Genomic DNA, 21,801 nt, shown 5'->3' on the forward strand with positions numbered 1-21,801 from the left:
AGGGTCTTCCCATGCACCGGTCCCGGCTCTACGCACTGATCATCGACGCGCCCCGGGAGTCGGCCGGGGAGGTCACCGCGTTCTGGTCCGCCGCGCTCGGCGCGCCGGTCCGCACCGACCCGTCCGAGCCCGAGTTCACCGGCCTGGCCGACGTGGTCCCGGGGCTGGTCACCGCCGTGCAGGCGGTCGACGACGCGCCCCGGCACCACCTCGACATCGAGACCGACGACGTGCCCGCCGAGGTGGCGCGGCTGCGCGGGCTGGGCGCCACGCCGGTCTCCCGCTGGCAGGACTGCCACGTGCTGCGCGCGCCCGGCGGCCACCTGGTCTGCGTGATCCCGGTGGCCAGCGACCCGGAGCTGTTCGCGTCCACCGCCACCCGCTGGCCGTGAGCCGCCGACCCGGTGTGGGGCGGACGAACCGGAGCCCCGGCCGTCCGACGGCCGGGGCTCCGGTCGGTGTCACGCCCCGAAGGGCAGCGTGACGGTCGAGCGGTCACCGGTGCCGAGCGTGCTGGGCCCGCCGCCGATGGCGTTGAACACCTCCACGGTCACCGTGCCGCCGGCCAGGTCACCGAGCGTCCCGACGCCGGAGAGCAGGCCCCGGGCCTGGGTGTAGTGCTCCCAGCCCGGCACCGGGCCGGTGGCGAAGTACTGGTAGGTCTCCACCCGGTCGGCGGTGCCGTCGCCGGTCAGGTCGTAGGAGACCCGGACCTGGGTGCCGTTGCCGACCGTCGTGCCCGCGTCGAGCTGCAGGTCGAACCCGGTCGCCCCGCCGGTGTAGCGGGCGGTCAGGCCGGAGGCGGTGAATCGCAGCGGTTCCCCGCCCGTCGCCGGTACCGTCATCGTGGCCGCCGCGCCGGCGGCGCCGGCCAGGCCGGCCGGCCCCACCAGGTGCCGCTCGGCGGTGAACCCGCCGGTCGCCGGGGGCGTGGTGGTGGCGGTGGTGGCGGTGGTGCCGGCGTACGGCAGGACCAGGCGGGACGCGTCACCGACGCCGAGCGAGGTGGGGCCGGCGCCGATCGCGTTCCACACCTCGATCCGGACCGTGCCGCTGGCCAGGTCGCCGAGCGTGCCGGTGGCCGAGGCCAGCCCCTGGGTGTGCCGGTAGTGCTCCACGCCGGTCACCGGGTCGGTGGCGTAGTACCGGTAGGTCTCCACCCGGTCGAAGGTGCCGTCGCCGGTCAGGTCGTAGGAGACCCGGGCCTGGACCCCGTTGCCGACCGAGGTGCCGGCGTCGACGGCCAGGTCGAAGGCGGTGTTCCCGCCGGTGTAGGTGCCGGTCAGCCCGGTGGCGGTGAACACCTGCGGGTTGGCCGGCGACCCGTCGTGGTTGCCGTTGGCCGGGGCCACCGTGACCGTGCCCGCCGGGCCGGCCGTGCCGGCCAGCTCCCCGCCGGAGCGCAGGTAGCGGGTCGGCTCCAGCGGCGTCGGGGTGCTCGGGCTGGGGCTCGGGCCGGTCGGCGTCGACGTCGGGCTGGCGCTGGTCGGCGTCGGGCTCGGCGTGGTCGGGGTGGGCGTGGGCGTCCCGGTCGGCGGGGGACCGGTCGGCACCGTCACGCCGCCGGTGGCGCTGCCACCGCTCCAGGCGTACGCCCCGGAGGTGACGGTCTTCCCGGCCGGCACGGCGAGCGTGGTGCCGTCGGAGAACGTGACGGTCAGCGGCGCGGCGGTGATGTTCGACGCCACGTAGGTGCGCTCGGTGCCCTTCTTGAACACCTTGGCCAGCGGGTGGTTCGCGGTGACCGAGGTGTCCACAGTGCCCAGCGCGGCCAGGTTGCGGATCCAGTGGAACGTGTGCGCCTTGCTCTCGCCCTCCTCGCTGGCGAAGGTGCTGTTCGCCCGGAAGTTGCGCAGCGCCTGGTCGCCGTCGCCGAGGGCGAGGAACTCCCAGATGATGTCCTGCCACACCGTCGGCGGGCCGCCCTTGTTGGCGAGCAGCTCCGCGTAGTTGGCCTTGACGTACTCCGGGTACTCGCCCAGGTAGAGGTGACCGCCGGTGATGGGCAGCATGTTGATGCCCTGGATCATCTCGGGCGCGGACGAGAACCAGGTGGCGTACGCGCCGCCGTCGCCCCACACCATGCCGACGGTCTTGTGCTGGAAACCGGTCGGGAAGTTCTCGTCGTGCACGTCGAACCAGTATTCCGAGATGGCCGCGGACTGGGTGGTCCACAGGTAGACGCCGGCGTCACGGACGGCGGTGTTCCCGGTGGCCTGGCCCCACTGGATCAGCGCGTTGGCGAAGTTCATCCCCTCGGAGGACGACTCCTGGTTGTTGCCGGCGAAGAACGGCGCCAGCCCGGAGGCCCAGTCGTGGCCCGCGTAGATGTCGAAGTCCCGCAGGTAGGGGAAGCGGTTGTCGGCCCGGTCGTAGTTGTTGGCGTCCCGGATCAGCAGGTCGACCATGCCGCCGTAGCGGGTGTCGTCGGCCCAGCCGGGGTCGAACTTGGCCAGGGTGGCCGCCGCGGCGATGAAGTAGCCGTAGTGGAAGTGGTGGTCGTTGAGGTCCTCGTCGGAGCCGTACGAGGCGGGGTAGCCGATCAGCGTGCCCCAGTTGCGGTCGTAGTAGAAGAGCTGGCTGGTCTCGCCGGAGGAGGCGGTGAGCCAGTTGGTGAGCCGGGCCTTCATGGCCGCCACCGCCTTGTCGCGGACCGGCGCCAGCCCGAGCTGGTCGGCGATCTCGGCGATCCGGGCGGCCCGGCCGAGACCCTTGCCCGCCCAGTACGTGTCCTGGCCGCTGATCCCCTCCGGGTTGGCCAGCTCGGCGTTGAGGTAGTTGGTGACCGTGCCCAGGTCCGCGCCGGTGGAGTCGCCGACGGCCGGCACCTCGGGGAGCACGCCGGTGAAGCGCATCGCGGTGGTGAACGACGGCACGCCGGCCAGCACCCGCATGGCGCCGCGGGGCGAGACGTACGTCGGGGTGATGGGCGTGGCGCCGGTGAGACTGCGCCACTGGTGCGGGTAGAGCGCCACCACGGTCTTCGTCTCGGTGCCCTCGCGGGGCGTGGTGGTGAACGCGTAGGTGGTGCGCACCGCACCGGTCGCCGGGTCGTAGGCGTAGCTCATCCGGGTGCCGGTGACGTGCGCGTGCGCGTACCGGCCGTAGGTGTCGGCCAGGGCCGCCTTGTCCGCGCCGCCGGGCAGCACCGCGACCGAGAAGTAGCCCTTGCCGGCCAGCGTGGAGCTGATGCCGGCGCCGTTGACGGTCCAGGTCGAGCCGGTCGGCCCGTACGCGACGTAGTCGTGGCCGTTGACCGTGAAGCCGATGGTGGCGCCGGAGTTGCGCCACACGGTGGGCGTCGCGGTGGCGGTGAGCTGCGCGGCGCCGCCACCGGTCACGGTGTAGTAGCTGAACGGCAGCCCGTGACCGATGGTGGCCCGCATGCTCCGGCTGCCGTCGCTCCAGTCGGCGGTGACCGTCCAGTCCGTCCAGTCGGCGGCCTTGACCACCGGCGCGGCCAGCCCGGCCACCCCGATCCGAACGTCCTCGCGGTACGGGTAGTGGTATTCGCCGACCCCGGTGGCGGTGCCGCTGATCGCCGGCGTGCTCGTGTAGGAGAGCCCGAGGCCGTTGTTCTCGGCCTTGAACGCCAGCGGGTGGGCCTGGAGGTTCTCGCTGCCCCCGCAGGTGTTGCGCTTCCAGATGAGCGAGGACCACCAGTCGTTGGTGGGGATCGCGCCGGCCGGGGCGTCCGCCGTGGCGAAGATCCGGGGGTTGGTGCTGACCGTGCCGCAGCCCTTGGGCAGCGCGGCGCCGGGCGGCAGCGTCTCGGTGTAGCTGCCCGCGCCGACGGTGCCGGCGGCGGCGGTGCCGCCACCGCCGACGACGACACCGAGCAGGCCGGCGGCGAGGACGGAGACGGCGGCGAGGGCGGTCACCCGGCGGCGACGCCGGCGGGTGGGGGAGGGTGACGAGGCAGGCGGGGGTACGGGGGAGACGTTCCGCAGGGGGAGTGTCATGGAGGTCCCCTTCAGAGGAGAAGGTGGTGTTCGGATGGCGGTCCGACAGTCGAGAGAGCGCTCTCTTGAGAAGCGAGATTAGGTTCCGGTTACGCGTCCGTCAATGTGTCGTTACCAAAGAGAGCGCTCTCTGCGCCGCGCGGCGACTGCCCTTCCCCTCCCCCCGCGCTCCCCGAACCGCCCACAGCCACCACTCGCGGTCGAAGCGTCAACGCTCCGCGAGACACCCATGGCGTTCCACCCACGACCGGTGCTGGCGGTGGGTGGAACGCGGTGGGTGTGCGATGCGGCCCGCTCGGATCGGGTGGGATCGCCCGCGGGTGAACGCGGCGACCGGAGGTGACGCGTCGCGGCGCGGCCGGACCGCGATCGGTGTGCGGTCGGGATCAGGCGGCGGTGGCGACGAGACGGTCCTCGCCGGTCACCGGCGCCGGGGTGGGGCCCGGACCATCGCCGTCGGCGGCGGGCCGTACCCCGGGGTGCGACGCCCCGGTGTGCCACGCCCCGGTGTGCCACGCTGCGGTGTGCGGCGGCGCGGTGACGGTGCTCGGTGTGCGGGCGGCGCTCAGCCCGACCTGGGCGGTGTCCCAGGCGGCCCACGGCCAGGCGGCGCCGGCGCAACTCGGGCTTGCGCACGCCCGCTCCGCGTCGGGCTGGTGCGCGTCCGCCACCGCGGCGGACAGGTCCCACAGCAGTGGGTCGGTCACCTCCGCGGGACGGTCGGTGGCACGGTCGGTGGTGGATGCGGACATGGTGGTCCCCCCTGTGGTGAAACGGCCCTGACCTGTTTCCGGAACCGACGCCTGCCCAACCTGCGGGTGATCGGGAACGGGCATAGGCTGACCGGCGTGGCGAGGTACTACGACCTGCATCCGGACAATCCCCAACCGCGGGTGATCCGGCAGGTGGTGGACCTGCTGCGCGCCGACGGGGTGATCGTCTACCCGACCGACTCGTGCTACGCCCTCGGCTGCCGGCTCGACAACCGGGCCGGCGTGGAGCGGATCCGGGACATCCGCCGGCTCGACGAGCGGCACCCGTTCACGCTGGTGTGCGCCGACTTCGCCCAGCTCGGCCAGTTCGTCAAGCTCAGCAACTCGGTTTTCCGGCAGGTCAAGGCCGTGATCCCGGGCAGCTACACGTTCCTGCTCCCGGCGACCTCCGAGGTGCCCCGTCGGCTGCAGGACCCGCGCCGGCGGGTGGTCGGCGCGCGCGTGCCGAAGCACACCGTCACCCAGGCGCTGCTCGCCGAGTTGGGTGAGCCGCTGCTGTCCAGCACGCTGCTGCTGCCCGACGAGCCGGAGCCGATGACCCAGGGCTGGGAGATCAAGGAACGTCTCGACCACCTGGTCGACGCCGTGGTCGACGCCGGGGACTGCGGGCTGGAACCCACCACCGTGGTCGACCTCTCCGGCGACGTGCCGGAGATCCTGCGCCGGGGCGTCGGCGACCCGTCCCGCTTCGAGTAGAGATCAGGCCGTTCCGCCCCACCCGGTCGCACCGTGCGGCACGGTGGACCCGGCGGACGGTGACGGGGGTACGGCGTGGGCGCACTCGTGCTGATCACGGTGCTCTGCGTCACCGTGCTCGTCGGCACCACCGTCGGGGGCCGGTACAGCGTCGCGCCGCCGGTGCTGCTCATCTCGATGGGCGCGTTGCTGGGCCTGCTGCCGCCGTTCGAGAACGTGGTGCTCGAACCCGAGGTGGTGCTGGTGCTGTTCCTGCCGGCGATCCTCTACCGGGAGAGTCTGGTGATCAGCCTCCGCGAGATCCGCGCCAATCTGGCGGTGATCGTGCTGCTGGCCGTCGCGCTGGTGATCATCACGATGGTCGCGGTCGCGTACGTCGCGCAGGCCCTCGGTGTGGAGCCGGCCGCCGCCTGGGTGCTCGGCGCGGTCCTGGCACCGACCGACGCCGCCGCGGTCGCCGGCCTGGCCAAGCGGATGCCGCGCGGCATCCTCACCACGCTGCGCGCGGAGAGCCTGGTCAACGACGGTACGGCGCTGGTGCTGTTCGCGGTCGCGGCCGGCGTGATCGCGGGCGGCCGGGTGCCCGGCGCGTTCTCGCTGACCGGCCAGTTCGTCGGCAAGTCGCTGGGCGGGGTGGTGGCCGGGCTGCTCGTCGGCGGTCTGGTGGTGTTGATCCGCAGGCACCTCGACGATCCGATGCGTGAGGGTGGGCTGAGCATCCTGACCCCGTTCGTCGCGTTCCTGCTCGCCGACGCGGCGCACGCCAGTGGGGTGCTCGCGGTGGTCGTCTCCGGCCTGCTGCTGTCGTACGCGGGTCCGCGGGTGATCCGGGCCCGCTCCCGGCTCACCGCCTACGCGTTCTGGGACCTGTCCACCTTTATGATCAACGGCAGTCTGTTCGTGTTGCTCGGCATGCAGGTCCCGGGCTCGCTGCGCAGCATCACCAGCCATTCGCCGGCCGCGTCGTTCGGCATCGCGGTGCTGGTCGCGCTGGTCGTGGTGGCCACCCGGCTGGGCTGGGTGCACCTGTCGGTGTCCGCGTTGCAGAGCGTCGACCGGCGGCAGTCGCGGCGCTCGGCGCACTTCGACGCGCGGATGCGCACCGCGGCGGGCTGGGCCGGGTTCCGGGGTGCGGTCTCGCTCGCCGCGGCGCTGGCCGTGCCGGTGACCACGCACGACGGCACGCGGGTGCACGAGCGCGATCTGATCATCTTCGTCACCGTGGTGGTGATCGTGCTGATCATGGTGGTGCAGGGCACCACCCTGCCCGCGGTGGTGAGCTGGGCCCGGCTGACCGGCGACCGGGAACGCGAGGACGAGGTGCGCCGGGCGCGGATCCGGGCCACCGAGGCGGCGTTGGAGGCGCTGCCGTCGGTCGCCGCCGACCTGGGCGTCGCGCCGGACACCGTGGACCGGCTCCGCGCCGGCTACCAGGACCACCTGGACGACGTCCGCAGCCCGCGCGGCGAGGAGGCGGAGCGGGAGCGGGAACTGGTTCGCCGGGTGCAGTTGGAGATCCTGGACCGCAAGCGTCAGGCGGTCACCCGGCTGCGCAACTCCAACCAGATCGACGACGCGGTGCTGCGCGAGTTCCAGGCGGCCACCGACATCGAGGAGGTCCGGTTGCTCGGCCCCGAGGTGGAGGACTGAGCCGTGGCCCGGCGCGGCACCTCACCGCGCCGGGCCACGGGTGGTCAGCCTGCCGTGCAGCTCACCGTGCCGGAGGGGGCGGTGCCCGTCCCCTGGAAGCCGAACTCGGTGCTGCCGCCGGCGCCGACCTGGCGGTTGTAGTCGACGTTGCGGAACGTCACCTGGCCGCTGGAACCGCTGGCCTGGGCGCTCCACGTGTTGGTCACCGACGAGCCGGCGGGCACGGTCAGCGTCACCGACCAACCGTTGAGCGCGCTGCCGCCGGCGGTGACCCGGACGTTGGTGACGAAGCCGCCCTGCCACTGGTTGGTGGTGAGCGACGCGGTGCAGGCGCCCGCCGGCGGCGGGGTGCTGGTGGGCGGGGTGCTGGTGGGCGGCGTACTGGTGGGCGGCGTGCTGGTCGGCGGCGTGGTGCCGCCGGCGTTCAGCGCGTTGAGCGTCGAGGTGTACGCCGCCTTCTTGTTGCCACTGCCGTCGAAGAGCAGCGGCGTACCGCTGGCCCGCCAGGAGTCGCTGTCCCGGATGCCCCAGACGGTGATGCCGTTGCACCGCGCCACGGCCAGGCAGTCCTTCACCACGTTGCCGTAGGTGGTGGCCTGGGCGCTGCCGGAGCCCTCGATGTCGAGCTCGGTGATCTGCACGTCGACGCCGAGGTCGGCGAAGTTCTGCAGCGTGGTGCGGTAGTTGCCCGGGTACGGCGAGCCGCTGTTGAAGTGCGACTGGAAGCCGACGCAGTCGATCGGCACACCCCGGGCCTTGAAGTCCTTGACCATGTTGTAGACGCCCTGCGTCTTGGCCCAGGTCCAGTTGTCGGTGTTGTAGTCGTTGTAGCAGAGCTTGGCGCCCGGGTCGGCGGCGCGGGCGGTGCGGAACGCGACCTCGATCCAGTCGTTGCCGGTGCGCTGGAGGTTCGAGTCGCGGCGACCGCCGTTGCCGTCGTCGAACGCCTCGTTCACCACGTCCCAGGAGTAGATCTTGCCCTTGAAGTGGGTGGCGACCTGGGTGATGTGGTTGACCATCGCGTTGCGCAGCGCGGTGCCGGACATGTTCTGCGCCCAGCCCGGCTGCTGCGAGTGCCAGGCCAGCGCGTGGCCACGGACCCGCATGCCGTTGGCCTGCGCGTGCGCGACGATCCGGTCGGAGCTGCTGTAGTTGAACTGGTTCTGGGACGGCTCGGTGGCGTCCCACTTCATCTCGTTCTCGGGCGTGACCATGTTGAACTCGCGGTTCAGGATGCCGACGTACGTGCCGTCGGACAGCTTGTTCGCGGCCACCGCGGTGCCGAAGTAGCGGCCCTGCTCCGCCGCCGACGCGCCGAGCGTGGTGCCGGCACTGGCGCTTGTCGCGACCGCGACCGTGGCCGCGACCGCCGCGGCTCCGGCGAGCATCGACACCACCGCGGCACGCGGCCGGGCTGCCGCGCTGTGGCTGGTGCGGGCGAACACCTTGTCCATCTGAAGCCTCTCCTAGCCTGACCAATGGGAAGGTCCACCTCGACCACCGCCCGCCACGGTGTCGGCTCGGACGCGGCCGCCCGGAGGCCGCGCGGGTGGGGAGTGGCTCCCCGTCACCGTGGAGTGATCGAAGCGAATCTGTCCGGAGAGCCTACCGGAAGAATTCCGAAAACTCAACGCTCTCGATGTCTCGATTCCCCCGCCGTCGACGAGGCCCCAGGGCGGGAATGCGCCGGCCGCAGGCGGTGGACGCGCCAGGGTGGCCCGGGTGCGCCGGCCCCGAAAGTTTCGGCACCCGGCCCCGCCGGGGCGGCGCGCTGTCCACCACCGGACCGCCGCCGGAGCTTGAACCGCGGGGCGGCGTCGGGCGATGCTGGCAACATATCGATTATTGACGATGGAGGGGTCCTGATGCGCCGACCGTCGCTCGTCTTCCTCGCGCTCGCCGCGCTGCTCGCCGTCACCCCGGCCGCGGCCCGGGCCGGCGCGGCCCGGCCCGCCACGCCCGCGTCGCTCGCCGAGGTGCGCACCGCCGGTACCGCCTGGGGCCACGACCCGGCCACCGGCCGCCTGACCGTCACCGTCGACGAGACCGTACGCGGAGCCGAACTGGCCGCGGTGCGCCGGGCCGCCGACCGGTCCGGGGCGGTGCTGCGGCACCAGCCCGGCCGGCTGCGCACACTGATCGCCGGCGGCCAGGCGGTCTACACCGGCGGTGGGCGCTGCTCGCTCGGCGCGAACGCGCGCAGCGGCAGCACCTGGTACTTCGTCACCGCCGGACACTGCACGAACCTCGGTGCCACCTGGTATTCCGACAGCGCGCGCACCAGCGTGCTGGGCTCCCGTACCGGCAGCAGCTTCCCCGGCAACGACTACGGGGTGGTCCGCTACACCGGCAGGGTCGCCCACCCCAGCGCCGTCTACACGTACCCCGGCCAGGTGACCATCTCCGGGGCGGGCAGCGCGTACGTCGGGCAGGCGGTCTGCCGCAGCGGCGCCACCACCGGCGTGCGGTGCGGCCTGGTCACCGGCCTGAACCAGACCGTCAACTACGCCGAGGGCAGCGTCACCGGGCTGATCCGCACCAACATCTGCGCCGAGCCGGGGGACAGCGGCGGCCCACTCTACGTGGCCGCGACCGGCACCGTCCTCGGCATCCTCTCCGGCGGCAGCGGCAACTGCGCCAGCGGTGGCACCAGCTACTACCAGCCGATCCTGGAGATCCTCGCCGCCTACGGCCTGAGTATCCCGTGACCGGCGTCAGGCGTCGCCGGGCACGGCCAGCTCACCCAGGAGCGACCAGTCGTCCTGCGGCACGGTGGCGTTGACGATCCGCGGCGTCTCCGCGAGGTGCGGCGGCAGCGTGCGCCGCGCCTCGCGGAAGTGCGCCGACTGCACGTGCGCCGCGCCCGCCTGGTCGTCGCGGAACGCCTCGACCAGCACGTACTCGGTCGGGTCGTCGAGGCTGCGGGACCAGTCGAACCACAGGCAGCCGGGCTCGGCGCGGGTGGCGGCGGTGAAGTCGGCGGCGATCTCGGGCCAGTGGTCGGCGTCGGCCGGCCGGACGCGGAACTTGGCGGTGATGAAGATCATGGGTAGAGGCTAGCCTGGCGCGGTGACCGTCTACGCCCTCGCGCAGCTCACCGTCCACGACCGGGCGCGCTACGACAGGTACGTCGCCGCCTTCCTGCCGGTGCTGGCCCGGCACGGCGGCCGGCTGCTCGCCGCCGACACCGCCCCCCGGGTGGTGTCCGGCGAGTGGCCGCACGACAAGGTGGTCCTGCTGTCCTTCGACAGCCGGGAGGACTTCGAGCGGTGGTCCACCTCGCCGGAGTACGTGCGGATCGCCCGCGACCGGGAGGCGGCCACCGACGGGGTGCTCCTGCTGCTCGACGGGATCGGCCACGCCTGGCCGGCCTGACGCCCAGAGCCGGTGGCGCACCCAGCCGTGCCGCACGCCGATGTGCCAGCGGTGAGCTAGGGTGGAAACGGACCCCGAACATCGGAGTGATCATGGCAGGTGACGACGACATCTCCGGGTGAGAGCCCCGGACGGCCGCCGACGCGCGCACCCCGCGACGTCGCCGCGGCCCCCTTCGTCGTCCCCCTGCCACCGCCGGGCGCCCCGTCGCGCTCCGGCGCTTCCTTCCCGAGGTCGATCATGTCCGACGCCTACGTCGTCAGCTCCGCGCTCACCTTCTCCTGGCCGGACGACTCTCCGGTCTTCACCGACCTGTCCTTCTCCGTGCCCGGCGGCCGGACCGGCCTGGTGGCCCTCAACGGCGCCGGCAAGACCACGCTGCTGCGGCTGATCGCCGGCGAGCTGCGCCCGACCGCCGGCACGGTCACCGTCCACGGTGTCCTCGGCTACCTGCCCCAGCACCTGCCGTTCGCCGTCGACCAGACCGTCGCGCAGGTGCTCGGCGTCGACCGGGCCGTCGCCGCGCTGCACGCCATCGAGGCCGGCGACGCCCGCGAGGAGCACTTCACCGCCGTCGGCGACGACTGGGACGTGGAGGAGCGCACCCGGGCCGAGTTGGACCGGCTGGGCCTGGGCGAGCTGGCACTCGACCGTCGCCTCGGCACGCTCAGCGGCGGCCAGGTGATCTCCCTCGGCCTGGCCGCGCAACTGTTGCGCCGCCCGGACGTGCTGCTGCTCGACGAGCCGACCAACAACCTCGACGAGGCGGCCCGGGAGCGGCTCACCGCGGTGCTGCGTGGGTGGACCGGCTGCCTGCTGGTGGTCAGCCACGACCGGGCGCTGCTCGACGAGATGGACCGCATCGCCTCCCTGGAGGACGACGAGATCCGCTGGTACGGCGGCGCCTTCACCGCCTACGAGGAGACGGTGCGCGCCGAGCGCGAGGTCGCCGAACGGCAGGTCCGCACCGCCGAGCAGGACCTCAAGCGACAGCGACGGGAGCTGCAGCAGGCCCGGGAACGCGCCGCCCGTCGCGCCTCCACCGCCGCGCGGAACCTGCCCGACGCCGGGCTGGCCCGGATCGTCGCCGGTGGCCTCAAGCGCGACGCCCAGGTCTCGGCCGGTCGGGCCGCCGAGACGCACGCCGCGCGCGTCGGCGACGCGCAGACCCGGCTGGACCAGGCCAGCCGGGCCGCCCGCCAGGACGACCGGATCGTGATCGACCTGCCCGACACCGCCGTGCCGGCCGGCCGGACCGTCTTCCACGGCGAGAGGCTGCGCGCCGGGTACGACGGCCGGTCGGTGTTCGCCGGCGACGGCGTCGACCTGACCGTCCGGGGGCCGGGACGGATCGCGCTCACCGGTGGCAACGGCGCCGGCAAGTCCACGCTGCTGCGCCTGGTCAGCGGCGACCAGGCGCCGGTCGCCGGCACCGCCACCCGGGTCGAGGGCCGGGTGGCGTACCTGTCACAACGGCTGGACCTGCTCGACCCGGCGCGTACGGTCGCCGAGAACCTCGCCGCGTTCGCGCCCGGGCTCGCCGACGCCGAGCGGATGAACCTGCTGGCCCGGTTCCTGTTCCGCGGCGACCGGGCGCACCTGCCGGTGCGGGTGCTCTCCGGCGGTGAACTGCTGCGGGCCACCCTGGCCTGCGTGCTGAACGCCTCGCCGGCGCCGCAGTTGCTGCTGCTCGACGAGCCCACCAACAACCTCGACCTGGACAGCGTCGCGCAGTTGGAGAGCGCGCTCGGCGGCTACCGGGGGGCGATGATCGTGGTCAGCCACGACCCGCGGTTCCTGGCCGCGATCGGCGTGGACCGGTGGCTGCGGCTGGCCGACGGCGCGCTGGCCGAGACCCGCGCGCCGGGGGAGGCTGGCTAGTCTGCGGGCATGGCAGATCCATTCCGGGTGCGGGTCACCGTGCGCGGCTACGAGCTGGACACCCAGGGACACCTCAACCAGGCGGTCTACCTTCAATACGCCGAGCACGCCCGCTGGGAGTGCCTGCGCGCCGCCGGGATCGCCCAGGACCGGTTGCTCGCCGCGGGCGTCGGACCCGTCGCCCTGGAGGTGACCGTGCGCTACCTGCGGGAGCTGCGCGGCGGCGACGAGGTCGACGTCACCTGCGAGTTCCGCTGGGGCGAGGGCAGGACGTTCGGCATCGTGCAGGACTTCACCCGCCCGGACGGGACCCCGGTCGCCGCGGTGACCGGGGTCGGCGGCCTGCTCGACCTGGCCGCCCGGCGGCTGGTGCCCGAGCCGGGCGAGCGGTTGCGGGCGCTGGCCGTCGACCCGGCGCCGATGAGCCTGTGAGCCGTCCCGGGCTCGTCGCGCCGTCCGGGCCCGGCGGGTCGGGGCGGCGGCGGGTCAGGCGGGGCGGCGGCCCCACGCCGAGACCAGCGGCGCGAGCGTGAGGTCGAGGTCGCCGGCGTCGACCGCGGCCAGGTGCGCGTCGATCTCGGCGTCACCGGTCAGGCCGGCGGCGAGCAGGTCGGCACGGACCATCCGCACCGTCGCGGCCTCCAGCCGGTCGCAGGCAAGCCCGCCGACCGGGAACCAGCCGGACGCCGCGACGTCGACCAGGCCGGCCGCCCGCAACGCCCCCGGCAGCGTCCGGCCGAAGCGCATGTCGGCGCCCCGGCGGGTCATCAGCTCCCGGACGGCGCGCCGCAGCGTGTTGGCCCGCTGCTGCGCCGGGCCGACCTCGTCCAGGCAGGCCAGCGGCTGCAGCTCGGTGTCGGCGTCCTCCACCAGCAGCCAACCGCCGGGCCGCAGCGCCGCCACCATGGTGGCCAGCGCGCGGGCCCGGTCGGGCACGTGCACGAGCACCAGCCGCGCGTGCACCAGGTCGAACGTGCCGGGCTGCGGCGGCGGGTCCCGGACGACGGCGTGCTCGCGCACCTCGTACCCGCCGCGCGGGTCCAACCAGGACGGGTCGATGTCGGTGGCGAGCACGTGACCGGCCGGGCCGACGGCCGCGGCGAGGGCCTCGGGCACGCCGGGGCCGCCGGCGCCGACCTCCCAGCAGCGCCAGCCCGCCCGTAACCCGAGCCGGTCGACGTGGCTCCGGGTGACACCGTCGAACAGCGCGGCCAGCCAGGTGAACCGCTCGCCCGCCTCCGTCCGCGCGTTGTCGAGCAGGTAGCGGTGATCCGGCTCGGGCGGGGGATCGACGGCGTCCCGCGATGGGTCCATGGGCCCATCCTCACGCCCCGACGGGGTGTTGTCAGCCGCCGCCACGCAGGTAGGCGAGCACGGCCAGCACCCGACGGTTGGTGTCGTCGTCCGGCGGCAGGTCCAGCTTGGCCAGGATGTTGCCGACGTGCTTGCCGACCGCCGCCTCGGTGACGTGCAACCGGGCCGCGATCGCCCCGTTGGAGTGGCCCTCGGCGACCAGGCCCAGCACCTCCCGCTCCCGCCGGGAGAGCGCGTCGAGCGGGTCGCGTGGGCGGCGCAGCAGGTGCCGCACCACGTCCGGGTCGACGGCCGTGCCGCCGGCCGCCACCCGGCGCAGCGTGTCGGCGAACTCGGCGACGTCGGCCACCCGGTCCTTGAGCAGGTAGCCGACCCGCCGGCCGTCGCCGCTGTCCAGCAGCGCCGCCGCGTACCCGCTCTGCACGTGCTGGCTCAGCACCACCACGGCCAGGTCCGGGCGCTCCGCGCGCAGCGTCACCGCCGCGCGCAGGCCGTCGTCGCGGTGCTCCGGCGGCATCCGGATGTCGGTCACCACCAGGTCCGGTCGGTGGGTACGGACCGCGTCCAGCAACTCCGGGGCGGAGCCGACGGCGGCGGCCACCGCGAAGCCGAAGCGGGTCAGCAGGCCCACCAGTCCCTCGCGGAGGAGGACCTCGTCCTCGGCGAGGACGACCCGGGTCACGGACGGCACGGCAGCTCCACCCGCACGACTGTAGGCCCGCCGGGCGGGCTGGCCAGCAGCAACCTGCCGTCCGCCGCGGCCACCCGGTCGGCGAGCCCGGTCAGGCCGGTGCCCCGGCCCGGGTCGGCGCCGCCCCCGCCGTCGTCCTCGACCTCCACCACCAGCCGGCGGTCGGCGCGGGTCAACCGCACCTCGGCCCGGGTCGCGTCGGCATGCCGGGCCACGTTGCCCAGCGCCTCAGAGACCACGTACCAGGCGGTGGTCTCGACCAGCTCCGGCGCGGGGTGGGACAGGTCGGCCCGCACGGTGACCGGGACCACCGACCGGGCGGCCAGGTCACCGACCGCGCCGGCCAGCCCCAACTCGGTGAGTTGCCGGGGGCGGATGCCCTGAACGATGCCGCGCAGCGTCACCATCAGCTCCTTGGCCTGCTCGTGCGCCGCGTCGAGCGGCCGGGCGGCGGGGGAGTCGTCCGGCACGTCGAGGCGGGCCAGCCCGAGCTGGAGGGTGAGGCTGGTCAGGCGCGGCTGCGCCCCGTCGTGCACGTCCCGCTCGATGCGGCGGCGTTCCGCCTCGTAGGCGCCCACCAGGCGGGCCCGGGACCGGGCCACCTCCCGTAGCGCGCCGGCGTCGGGCGCGCCGTCGAGCAGCCACCGGGCCACCGCCGCCTGACCGGCGACCAGCAGACCGGCCAGGTAGAGCAGCGCCGGGGCGGCGAGCACGCCGGCGACGGCGTACGGGACCGCTCCGGCCGGGGACTCGACGGTGTCCCAGACCAGCACGATCCGCTCCCCGCCGCCGGTCAGCCACGGACCGGCGACGAGCGCGACGTCGAGCAGCACCAGCAGGCCGAACGTCCCGTAGGCCAGCGGCACCACGGTGGACAGCCAGGCGGTGTACGCGACCTCCCGCCAGGCGGCCGCGCCGGTGAGGCGGGCGATCGGGCCGCGCCGGAGCGGGCCGGGCAGCGGCCGGGAGTCGACCAGGCCGAGCCGCCACCGCTCGACCGCCGCCACCGGTGCGCTCGCCAGCGGCGCGACGGCCAGCGCGATCAGCGCCAGCACGGCGAGCACGGCCAGCACCGGCACGTCGACCGGCCGGTCCCGGCGCAGCGCGCTCACCACCAGCAGCAGCGGCGCGACGACCACCGACCAGGCGACCGCCAGGACACCGGCGACCGGCAGGGTGGTCGCGGCGTACGCCAGGGCCCGCCAGGGCCAGGCGGAGAGCGGGTAGTGGCGGCGGCGCAACGCCCCGGCCAGGTGCGACGGCTGAGTCATGGCCTGACGCTAGCCAGCGGGCGGGTGGCCGGCCCAGCCGTCCAGACCCCGGTCGCGGGGTGGGTCTGGCCCTACCCCGGACCGGCCCGCCACGCCCCGTGCGCGCGGCCGGGGCGACGCGGTCGACTCGACGGATGACTCGTGACCGGCTCACCGCGAGCTGCTGGCTGCTCGCCACCGCGCTGTTCCTGACCGCCAATCTCGTGGTCGGGCTGGCCTGGCGGGAACCGCGTTTCGACTGGACTCACCACAACATCAGCGACCTGGGCAACGTCGGGTGCGGCGTGTGGGACACCACCCGGCCACGGCTCGTGTGCTCGCCGTGGCACCCGGCGATGAACGTCGCCCTCGTCGCCGTCGGGCTGCTGCTCGCGGCCGGCGTCCTGGTCGGCCGGACCGCGTTCGGCCGGGGCCGCGCCGCGACCGTGGCCCGGGCGTGCGCGCTCGCCGCGGCAGGCGGGTACGTGCTGGCCGGCGTCTATCCGGCGGACGTGGACGAGAATCGGCACGTGCTCGGCGCGGTGCTGATCTTCGTGCTGGGCAACTGTGGTCTGCTCCTCGGGGCGCGGGCCGCCCACCCGGCCGCGCTCGACGACCTGCCAGGCGCCGGCCTGCACCTCGGCGCGGTCGGGCTGGCGGGCGCCGCGCTGTTCCTGGCCCGGGTCGACGTGGGCATCGGGGTGGGCGGCATGGAGCGGGTCGCCGTCGCGCCGCTGTTCGGCTGGGTGTCGTGGGCGGCCTTGCGCCTGCTCCGGGAGTGTCGGCCGGCGTGCCTATCCTGACCGGATGGAGCTGGCGTTCAGCGGCGAGGTCTGGTTCTGGCGGGGGCCGGCGCCGCACCACTTCGTGACCGTGCCCGACGAGCAGTGCGCCGCGCTGGCGGCCGCCGCGGCGTCGGTCAGCTCCGGCTGGGGCATGATCCCGGTCGGCGTCCGGATCGGCGGCACCGGATGGCGCACGTCGCTGTGGCCGAAGGACGGGCGCTACCTGGTGCCGCTGCGGGTCGCGGCGCGCCGGGCGGAGGGCATCGAGCTGGGTGACCGGGTGGACGTCCGGCTGACGGTGGACGGGTGAGCGCCGACGACCTGGCGCGGGCGGCCCGGTTGCTCGCCGCCGCGAGCCGGCCGGTGGTGTTCACCGGCGCCGGCATGTCGGCCGAGAGCGGAGTGCCGACGTTCCGGGACGCGCAGACCGGCCTCTGGCGACGGTACGACCCGGGCCGACTCGCCACCCCGGCCGCGTTCCACGCCGACCCGGCCCTGGTCTGGGGCTGGTACGAGAGCCGGCGGCACGGGGTGCGCCGGGCCGAGCCGAACCCGGGGCACCGGGCGGTGGCCGCGGTCCGGGCCCGGCTGCCGGAGACCGTCGTCGTCACGCAGAACGTCGACGACCTGCACGAGCGGGGCGGCGTCCCCGACCCGGTGCGGCTGCACGGCAGCCTGTTCGCGCCCCGCTGCTCGGCCTGCGCCCACCCCGCTCCGATGCCCGGTGACGCGGGCGGGCCGCCGGCCGGGCCGCTCGACCCGCCGGCCTGCGCACGGTGCGCCGCCCCGGTCCGGCCGGGCGTGGTCTGGTTCGGCGAGGCGCTGCCGGCGGCGGCGCTGGACGCCGCGGTCGCGGCGGCGTCCCGCTGCGACCTGCTGCTCACCGTGGGCACCTCCGCGCTGGTCCACCCGGCCGCCGAGATCCCGCTGGTGGCGGCGCGCCTCGGCGCGCTTGTGGTGCAGGTGAACCCGGACCGGACGCCGCTGGACGCGGTCTGCGCGGTCAACCTGCGTGGTCGCGCGGGCGAGGTGTTGCCGGAGTTGGTCCGGGCGGCCTGGCCGGCGGACGGCGCCGACTGAGCGGCGTCCAGCCGACTGAGCGGCCGAATCGTCCGACCGGTTCCGGCCGCGCCGCCTACCGTCGGCCGGGGGCGGTGCGGCGGCGAGGGGCGGAGCGTGGGAGAGGACCGGGTGGGACGGCACCCGTGGTGGTCGCGCCCGCCCGTGCCGGCGCCGGCGGACCACCGGGTCACGCCGTTCGAGATCTTCTTCGACCTGGTCTTCGTCTTCGCGCTCACCCGGATCATGGCGTTGGTCGGGCCGGATCCCACCCCGGCCGGCATGGGCCGCGGGCTGCTGCTGCTCGTGCTGCTCTGGGTCGCCTGGTCGTCGTACACCTGGTTGGGCAACCACACGCGGGCCGACGCGGGGGTGGTGCGCGGCGGCTTCCTGGTCGCGATGGCGGCGTTGTTCGTGGCCGCGCTGGTCATGCCCCGGGCCTGGACGCCCGGTCCGGGGCTGGACGGGCCGTTGCTCGTCGCGCTCGCCTACGTGCTGCTGCGCGTGGTGCACCTGGCGCTGTTCCACCGGGCGGCCGGCGACGACGCGCCGCTGCGCGCCCGGATCCGTTTCTTCGCGCTGGTCAGCGCGGTCGGCTGGGTGGCGCTGCTGCTCGGTGCGGTGCTGACCGGGGCCGGGCACGCCGCGCTGTGGGTGCTGGCGTTCCTGGTGGAGGTGGTCGGGCAGCGCCTGTCCTACGTCCGCCGGGGGAGTTGGCCGCTGCGCAGCCCGTCGCACTTCGCCGAGCGGCACACCCTGGTGCTGATCATCGCGCTGGGCGAGTCGGTGGTCGCCGCCGGGGTGGGCGCCGGCTCGGCGGTGACGTCTCCGCCGGTCCTGGGCGCGGCGCTGGTCGGGTTCACGGCGACGGTCTGCCTGTGGTGGCTCTACTTCCGCCGCACCGCGCCCGCCGCGGCCCGCGCGCTCGGCGCGGCGGCGCCGGCCCGGCGGGACCGGATCGCCGCGGACGCCTACAGCCAGACCCACCTGATGTTGATCGCCGGCGTCATCTATCTGGCGATCGGCGTCGAGCAGGTGCTGGCGCACGTCTCCGGCCCGGATCCGGCGGCGCGGCTGAGCCGGTCGGCCACCGTGGCGCTGTTCGGCGGCGCGGCGGTCTACCTCGCCGGACGGTTGCTGTTCCGCCGGGTCACCGGGCAGCCGGTCGGCCCGGCCCGGCTGGCGGTCACCGGGGCGGTCGGTGCGCTCGCGCCACTCGGCGTGGCGCTGCCTCCGGCGGCGGCGCTCGGCGTGCTGGCCGGATTGCTGCTGGTCGCCGTCGCCGTGGACCGACACGAATGACCGGCGCGGGCTCACGGTGATCCTCGACCGGTTCGGCTACGCCGGCGAGCAGCATTGGGAGATCGTCCTCGCCGGCAGCGTGATCGCCACCCTACCCATGAGGGCATCGCGACCACCGGCCGCAAGGGGTGAGCCTCAGGCGCCGCGCGGCGCGCGTTTCGGGAAGACGGTGTAGGCCACCGGCCAGAACACCAGCCAGGCCGCCATGGCCAGGGTGAGCCGGCCGGCCCACGCCCACAACTCCTCGGTGCGTTCGGCGTCGCCGACCAGGGCGACGCCGCCGAGCAGCACCGCGCAGGCGACCGCCCAGCCGATCATGCCCTTGCCCCACTCGCGCCACTCGTGCCGGGCCCGGGCCCACCCGTAGCGGGGCGCGCGGCGCGGCGGCGGGCCGCCGGCGAAGCGGTGCGCGAACCGTTCGTCGGCCCAGCGCACCATGCTGTGCCCGAACGCGACCGAGAAGCCGAGGTACGCGGCGGCGAGCCCGTGCGCGAACGTGGCGGTGCCGCCGCCGCGCAGGTCGACGATCGTGGCGGCCAGCAGGACCAGGTCGACGGCGGGCACGGCGAGCAGCAGCGCGGCGCCGAGGCGGGGCCGGCGCAGCGGATACCGGGCGACCAGCCCGGCGGCCAGGAACAGCCAGAACGCCACCTCGCACGCGACGATGACTCCGATGAGCATGCGGCCTCCAGGTTTTAGTACGCTGTGCGACAACAACCCTAGCAACCGCCGTCCACCAGTCGCCGGAGGGGACCGTGCCCAAGATCGTCGACCATGACGCCCGTCGCGCGGAGCTGGCCGAGGCGATGTGGCGGGTGGTCTACCGCGACGGCGTCGGCGCTGCCACGGTGCGCAGCATCGCCGCCGAGGCCGGCTGGTCGCCGAGCGCGCTGCGGCACTACTTCGCCACCCAGACCGAACTGCTGGTCTTCGCCATGGACCACGTGATGGCCAAGGCGACCGAGCGGTTCACCGCCGAGCACCGCACCGGAACCGCCCGCGAGGTCGCCCAGGGCGTGCTGGAGGAACTGCTACCGCTGGACCGCCAGCGCGTCCGGGAGGCGGAGGTGTGGCTGCTGCTCGCCGCCCGGGCCCAGGCCGACCCCGCCGCCCGGGAGCGGATGACCCAGGCCGACGACGGCGTACGCCGCGCCGCCGAACTCGCCGTCACGCTGCTCACCGGGGATCGGCCGGCCGACGACGGCGCGACCGCCCGGCTGCACGCCCTGCTCGACGGCCTGACCCTGCACGCGCTGCTGCACCCCGATGGGATGACGCCGCAGCGGCTGCGCGACCTGCTCGGCGCGCACCTCGACCAGCTCGTCCGTGGCGGGTCGCGGGCGCTTCCCGGATAGTGGCCTACCCGCTGACCGCGCTCGGGCTGCTCGCTCGGCACCGCGCGCTTCGGGTCACCGTCCGCGCCGAGGGGCGGGACCACGTGTTCACCACGCACCAGGTGTACGTGGCCAACGGCGGCTTCCCCGCCGCCCGGCCGATCACCGCCGACGCCGACGCCGACGACCGGCTGCTGGTCGCGTACCCGGTGGGTGGGGCCAGCCGGCGCGGGCCGCCGCGCGAGACGGCGCGCAACGCCGCCGCCGGCCACCGCCGCACGCTCGGCGACGAGCCGTTCCTGGCCGTCCGCCAGCTCTGGCTGGAGACCGACCGGCCGGCCCGCGTCGAGGTCGACGGCGAGCCGTACGGAGAGACACCGGTGCGCATCGGCCCGGACCCCGACGCGCTGCGGCTGATGGCCCCGGCGGACAGCCCGGACCGCTGACCGGTCACCCCGGCGGGTCCTCGTCGGGCAGTGGGATCTCCTGGTTCTGCTCCACCGCGTCGGCCGGGTCCAGGTCGTCGCGCACCGACTCGCCCAGGCCGGCACGACCGCTCGGCGGGCGCAGCACGCCCTGCTCGGCGAGGTCGGCCTCGGCCACCTCGGGCACCGCGTCCGGCACCGGATCGGGCGGGCCGACGACTGTCACGTCCTGCCGCTGCTCCTGCGCGTCGGCCTCCGGTGGGCGGCGCAGCGCGTCCTCGCTCATCGCCACGCCCTCACGCCGGGCGCCGCACAAACGGCGCGCTCTGGTCGACCACGTCGCCGTACTCGGCCGGGAGCTGGGCCACGGCCTGCGCGTACGCGGCCGGGTCGACGGCGTCGCGCAGCACGTCGAAGACCGCGACCACCCCGTCGCGGGCCGCCTCGGCGTCGACGTCCGCGCGCCCGCCGACCCGCGACACGAACTCGTCGAGCCCGAACGTCTCGGCCGCCTCGGCCGGGCCGAACGCGTACGCCCGCAGCGCCTCCGGGAGCCGGTCGGCCAGGTCGCGGGCCTCGCCGCCGTCGATCCGCTCGGCCAGCGTGGTCAGCGTGGCCCGGGTGACCGCGGTGGCCTGCTCCGCCGACGCGCCGCAGCGCCTGGCCACCGCGCCGACGAACTGGTCCTGGTCCATCTCGCCGCCTCCCTCTGCCGGGAGAGCGGGATTCCCGCGCTCGGCCGCCGCAAACGGCTGCCGGGCGGTGTCGGGCCGAGGTGTCGGTCGGCGGCCCGGGACGGTGGCTCAGGCGACCCGGGGCACCGGCCACGTCACTCGGTGCGCGGTGGCGTCGATCTGCCCGGTCCGTTCCAGAGCGATCTGCCCGGTCCGTTCGACGGCCGGGTCCGTCGGCGCGTCCACCACGACCGCCGCGCCGGTGGAATCCCGGTCGGCGTCGTTCCGCACGACGGTGAGCAGGGCCAGGAACCGGTCGAGGTCCGTCGCGGCCAGGCGGAACGAGCCACGACACCGGGGGCCCGTCCAGAGCGAGAGGACCACGGCGCCGCGGTCGGGATGGTAGCTGACCCGCAGCGTGCGGTCCTCGCCGCGTAGGTCACCGAACAGGTCACCGAACTCGGGCAGCGGTCGCACCTCTCCCATCGATCCAGGATGCCCCACCCGGGTCCGGGAGGAAAGACCGTGGATCGGCAGGGCACGCGCTACGCCGTACGCCCGGTCTGCTGCGGACGCGCGGTCACCCGTCGAGGCGTCGGTTACCCGGGCTGCTGACGGACCCGGCCCGTC

At 74.7% G+C, this 21,801-nt stretch carries 24 protein-coding genes; 13 read left to right on the forward strand and 11 right to left on the reverse strand.

The window, feature by feature from the left end:
- Positions 1 to 11: 11 nt before the first annotated feature.
- Positions 12 to 392 (forward strand): VOC family protein, encoded by a 381-nt coding sequence (locus tag O7618_RS08980; RefSeq protein ID WP_278105547.1) that lies wholly within the window; start codon positions 12 to 14, stop codon positions 390 to 392.
- Positions 393 to 461: 69 nt separating this feature from the next.
- On the opposite strand, the gene O7618_RS08985 is transcribed toward O7618_RS08980, so the two are convergent.
- Both O7618_RS08985 and O7618_RS08990 read right to left on the reverse strand, forming a co-directional pair.
- Positions 462 to 3,962, reverse strand: a complete 3,501-nt coding sequence (locus tag O7618_RS08985; RefSeq protein WP_278105548.1) for a glycosyl hydrolase — start codon at positions 3,960 to 3,962, stop codon at positions 462 to 464.
- A 386-nt stretch (positions 3,963 to 4,348) separates the two neighbouring features.
- The gene (locus tag O7618_RS08990) at positions 4,349 to 4,714 is read right to left on the reverse strand and encodes a hypothetical protein (RefSeq protein WP_278105549.1); all 366 of its coding nucleotides are present in this window, start codon (positions 4,712 to 4,714) and stop codon (positions 4,349 to 4,351) included.
- A 96-nt stretch (positions 4,715 to 4,810) separates the two neighbouring features.
- Here O7618_RS08990 and O7618_RS08995 point away from each other — a divergent pair, with 96 nt between their 5' ends.
- On the forward strand, positions 4,811 to 5,431 hold the full coding sequence (locus tag O7618_RS08995) for an L-threonylcarbamoyladenylate synthase (RefSeq protein ID WP_278105551.1): 621 nt from the start codon (positions 4,811 to 4,813) through the stop codon (positions 5,429 to 5,431).
- A gap of 75 nt (positions 5,432 to 5,506) precedes the next feature.
- Positions 5,507 to 7,081: a Na+/H+ antiporter gene (locus tag O7618_RS09000; RefSeq protein ID WP_278105552.1), complete on the forward strand. Its 1,575-nt coding sequence runs from the start codon at positions 5,507 to 5,509 to the stop codon at positions 7,079 to 7,081.
- A gap of 44 nt (positions 7,082 to 7,125) precedes the next feature.
- Here the strand turns inward: O7618_RS09000 and O7618_RS09005 are convergent, their stop codons facing one another.
- Entirely contained in the window at positions 7,126 to 8,535 is a 1,410-nt protein-coding gene (locus O7618_RS09005) for an endo-1,4-beta-xylanase (protein ID WP_278105553.1), read from the reverse strand.
- Positions 8,536 to 8,946: 411 nt separating this feature from the next.
- On the opposite strand from O7618_RS09005, the gene O7618_RS09010 reads away from it, so the two are divergent.
- A complete protein-coding gene (locus tag O7618_RS09010) occupies positions 8,947 to 9,789 on the forward strand; it encodes a S1 family peptidase (RefSeq protein ID WP_278105554.1) in 843 nt (280 codons plus the stop codon).
- A 6-nt stretch (positions 9,790 to 9,795) separates the two neighbouring features.
- On the opposite strand, the gene O7618_RS09015 is transcribed toward O7618_RS09010, so the two are convergent.
- The gene (locus tag O7618_RS09015; protein ID WP_278105555.1) at positions 9,796 to 10,128 is read right to left on the reverse strand and encodes a putative quinol monooxygenase; all 333 of its coding nucleotides are present in this window, start codon (positions 10,126 to 10,128) and stop codon (positions 9,796 to 9,798) included.
- A gap of 22 nt (positions 10,129 to 10,150) precedes the next feature.
- Here O7618_RS09015 and O7618_RS09020 point away from each other — a divergent pair, with 22 nt between their 5' ends.
- The 3 genes from O7618_RS09020 (at position 10,151) to O7618_RS09030 (ending at position 12,769) form a co-directional block, all read left to right on the forward strand.
- A complete protein-coding gene (locus O7618_RS09020; protein ID WP_278105556.1) occupies positions 10,151 to 10,456 on the forward strand; it encodes a DUF1330 domain-containing protein in 306 nt (101 codons plus the stop codon).
- A gap of 240 nt (positions 10,457 to 10,696) precedes the next feature.
- A complete protein-coding gene (locus tag O7618_RS09025; protein ID WP_278105557.1) occupies positions 10,697 to 12,337 on the forward strand; it encodes an ABC-F family ATP-binding cassette domain-containing protein in 1,641 nt (546 codons plus the stop codon).
- A 9-nt stretch (positions 12,338 to 12,346) separates the two neighbouring features.
- The gene (locus O7618_RS09030) at positions 12,347 to 12,769 is read left to right on the forward strand and encodes an acyl-CoA thioesterase (protein ID WP_278105558.1); all 423 of its coding nucleotides are present in this window, start codon (positions 12,347 to 12,349) and stop codon (positions 12,767 to 12,769) included.
- A gap of 54 nt (positions 12,770 to 12,823) precedes the next feature.
- Here the strand turns inward: O7618_RS09030 and O7618_RS09035 are convergent, their stop codons facing one another.
- From O7618_RS09035 to O7618_RS09045, 3 genes are read right to left on the reverse strand one after another with little or no spacing between them, the layout of a single operon-like run.
- A complete protein-coding gene (locus O7618_RS09035) occupies positions 12,824 to 13,651 on the reverse strand; it encodes a methyltransferase domain-containing protein (protein ID WP_278105559.1) in 828 nt (275 codons plus the stop codon).
- A gap of 31 nt (positions 13,652 to 13,682) precedes the next feature.
- The gene (locus tag O7618_RS09040; protein ID WP_278105560.1) at positions 13,683 to 14,342 is read right to left on the reverse strand and encodes a response regulator transcription factor; all 660 of its coding nucleotides are present in this window, start codon (positions 14,340 to 14,342) and stop codon (positions 13,683 to 13,685) included.
- Positions 14,330 to 15,613 (reverse strand): histidine kinase, encoded by a 1,284-nt coding sequence (locus tag O7618_RS09045; protein ID WP_278105561.1) that lies wholly within the window; start codon positions 15,611 to 15,613, stop codon positions 14,330 to 14,332. Before O7618_RS09045 ends, O7618_RS09040 begins: the two co-directional genes overlap by 13 nt.
- A gap of 134 nt (positions 15,614 to 15,747) precedes the next feature.
- On the opposite strand from O7618_RS09045, the gene O7618_RS09050 reads away from it, so the two are divergent.
- The 4 genes from O7618_RS09050 to O7618_RS09065 all read left to right on the forward strand — a co-directional run bounded on the left by O7618_RS09050 (position 15,748) and on the right by O7618_RS09065 (position 18,738).
- Positions 15,748 to 16,395: a DUF998 domain-containing protein gene (locus O7618_RS09050; RefSeq protein ID WP_278105562.1), complete on the forward strand. Its 648-nt coding sequence runs from the start codon at positions 15,748 to 15,750 to the stop codon at positions 16,393 to 16,395.
- Positions 16,396 to 16,399: 4 nt separating this feature from the next.
- Positions 16,400 to 16,687 carry a DUF1905 domain-containing protein gene (locus O7618_RS09055; RefSeq protein ID WP_278105563.1) on the forward strand — a complete coding sequence of 96 codons (288 nt, stop codon included), beginning with the start codon at positions 16,400 to 16,402 and terminating at the stop codon, positions 16,685 to 16,687.
- Positions 16,684 to 17,457 carry an NAD-dependent protein deacylase gene (locus tag O7618_RS09060; protein WP_278105564.1) on the forward strand — a complete coding sequence of 258 codons (774 nt, stop codon included), beginning with the start codon at positions 16,684 to 16,686 and terminating at the stop codon, positions 17,455 to 17,457. Before O7618_RS09055 ends, O7618_RS09060 begins: the two co-directional genes overlap by 4 nt.
- 96 nt (positions 17,458 to 17,553) lie before the next feature.
- A complete protein-coding gene (locus tag O7618_RS09065; RefSeq protein WP_278105565.1) occupies positions 17,554 to 18,738 on the forward strand; it encodes a low temperature requirement protein A in 1,185 nt (394 codons plus the stop codon).
- Between the two features lie 135 nt (positions 18,739 to 18,873).
- Here the strand turns inward: O7618_RS09065 and O7618_RS09070 are convergent, their stop codons facing one another.
- The gene (locus O7618_RS09070) at positions 18,874 to 19,419 is read right to left on the reverse strand and encodes a hypothetical protein (RefSeq protein ID WP_278105566.1); all 546 of its coding nucleotides are present in this window, start codon (positions 19,417 to 19,419) and stop codon (positions 18,874 to 18,876) included.
- Between the two features lie 74 nt (positions 19,420 to 19,493).
- Between O7618_RS09070 and O7618_RS09075 the strand changes: the two genes are divergently transcribed.
- Together O7618_RS09075 and O7618_RS09080 are read left to right on the forward strand one after the other, a co-directional pair.
- Positions 19,494 to 20,093 (forward strand): TetR/AcrR family transcriptional regulator, encoded by a 600-nt coding sequence (locus tag O7618_RS09075; RefSeq protein ID WP_278105567.1) that lies wholly within the window; start codon positions 19,494 to 19,496, stop codon positions 20,091 to 20,093.
- Positions 20,093 to 20,518 (forward strand): hypothetical protein, encoded by a 426-nt coding sequence (locus O7618_RS09080; RefSeq protein ID WP_278105568.1) that lies wholly within the window; start codon positions 20,093 to 20,095, stop codon positions 20,516 to 20,518. The genes O7618_RS09075 and O7618_RS09080 overlap by 1 nt, the downstream gene beginning before the upstream one ends.
- Before the next feature lie 4 nt (positions 20,519 to 20,522).
- Here O7618_RS09080 and O7618_RS09085 read toward each other — a convergent pair whose 3' ends face one another.
- The 3 genes from O7618_RS09085 to O7618_RS09095 form a co-directional block, all read right to left on the reverse strand.
- Positions 20,523 to 20,783, reverse strand: a complete 261-nt coding sequence (locus O7618_RS09085) for a hypothetical protein (RefSeq protein WP_278105569.1) — start codon at positions 20,781 to 20,783, stop codon at positions 20,523 to 20,525.
- 10 nt (positions 20,784 to 20,793) lie between these two features.
- Positions 20,794 to 21,192, reverse strand: coding sequence for a DUF2267 domain-containing protein (locus O7618_RS09090; RefSeq protein WP_278105570.1), 399 nt, complete (start codon positions 21,190 to 21,192; stop codon positions 20,794 to 20,796).
- Between the two features lie 108 nt (positions 21,193 to 21,300).
- Entirely contained in the window at positions 21,301 to 21,657 is a 357-nt protein-coding gene (locus O7618_RS09095) for a hypothetical protein (RefSeq protein WP_278105571.1), read from the reverse strand.
- Positions 21,658 to 21,801: the final 144 nt, after the last annotated feature.

The organism is Micromonospora sp. WMMD980, assembly GCF_029626035.1.
GTDB lineage: Bacteria > Actinomycetota > Actinomycetes > Mycobacteriales > Micromonosporaceae > Micromonospora.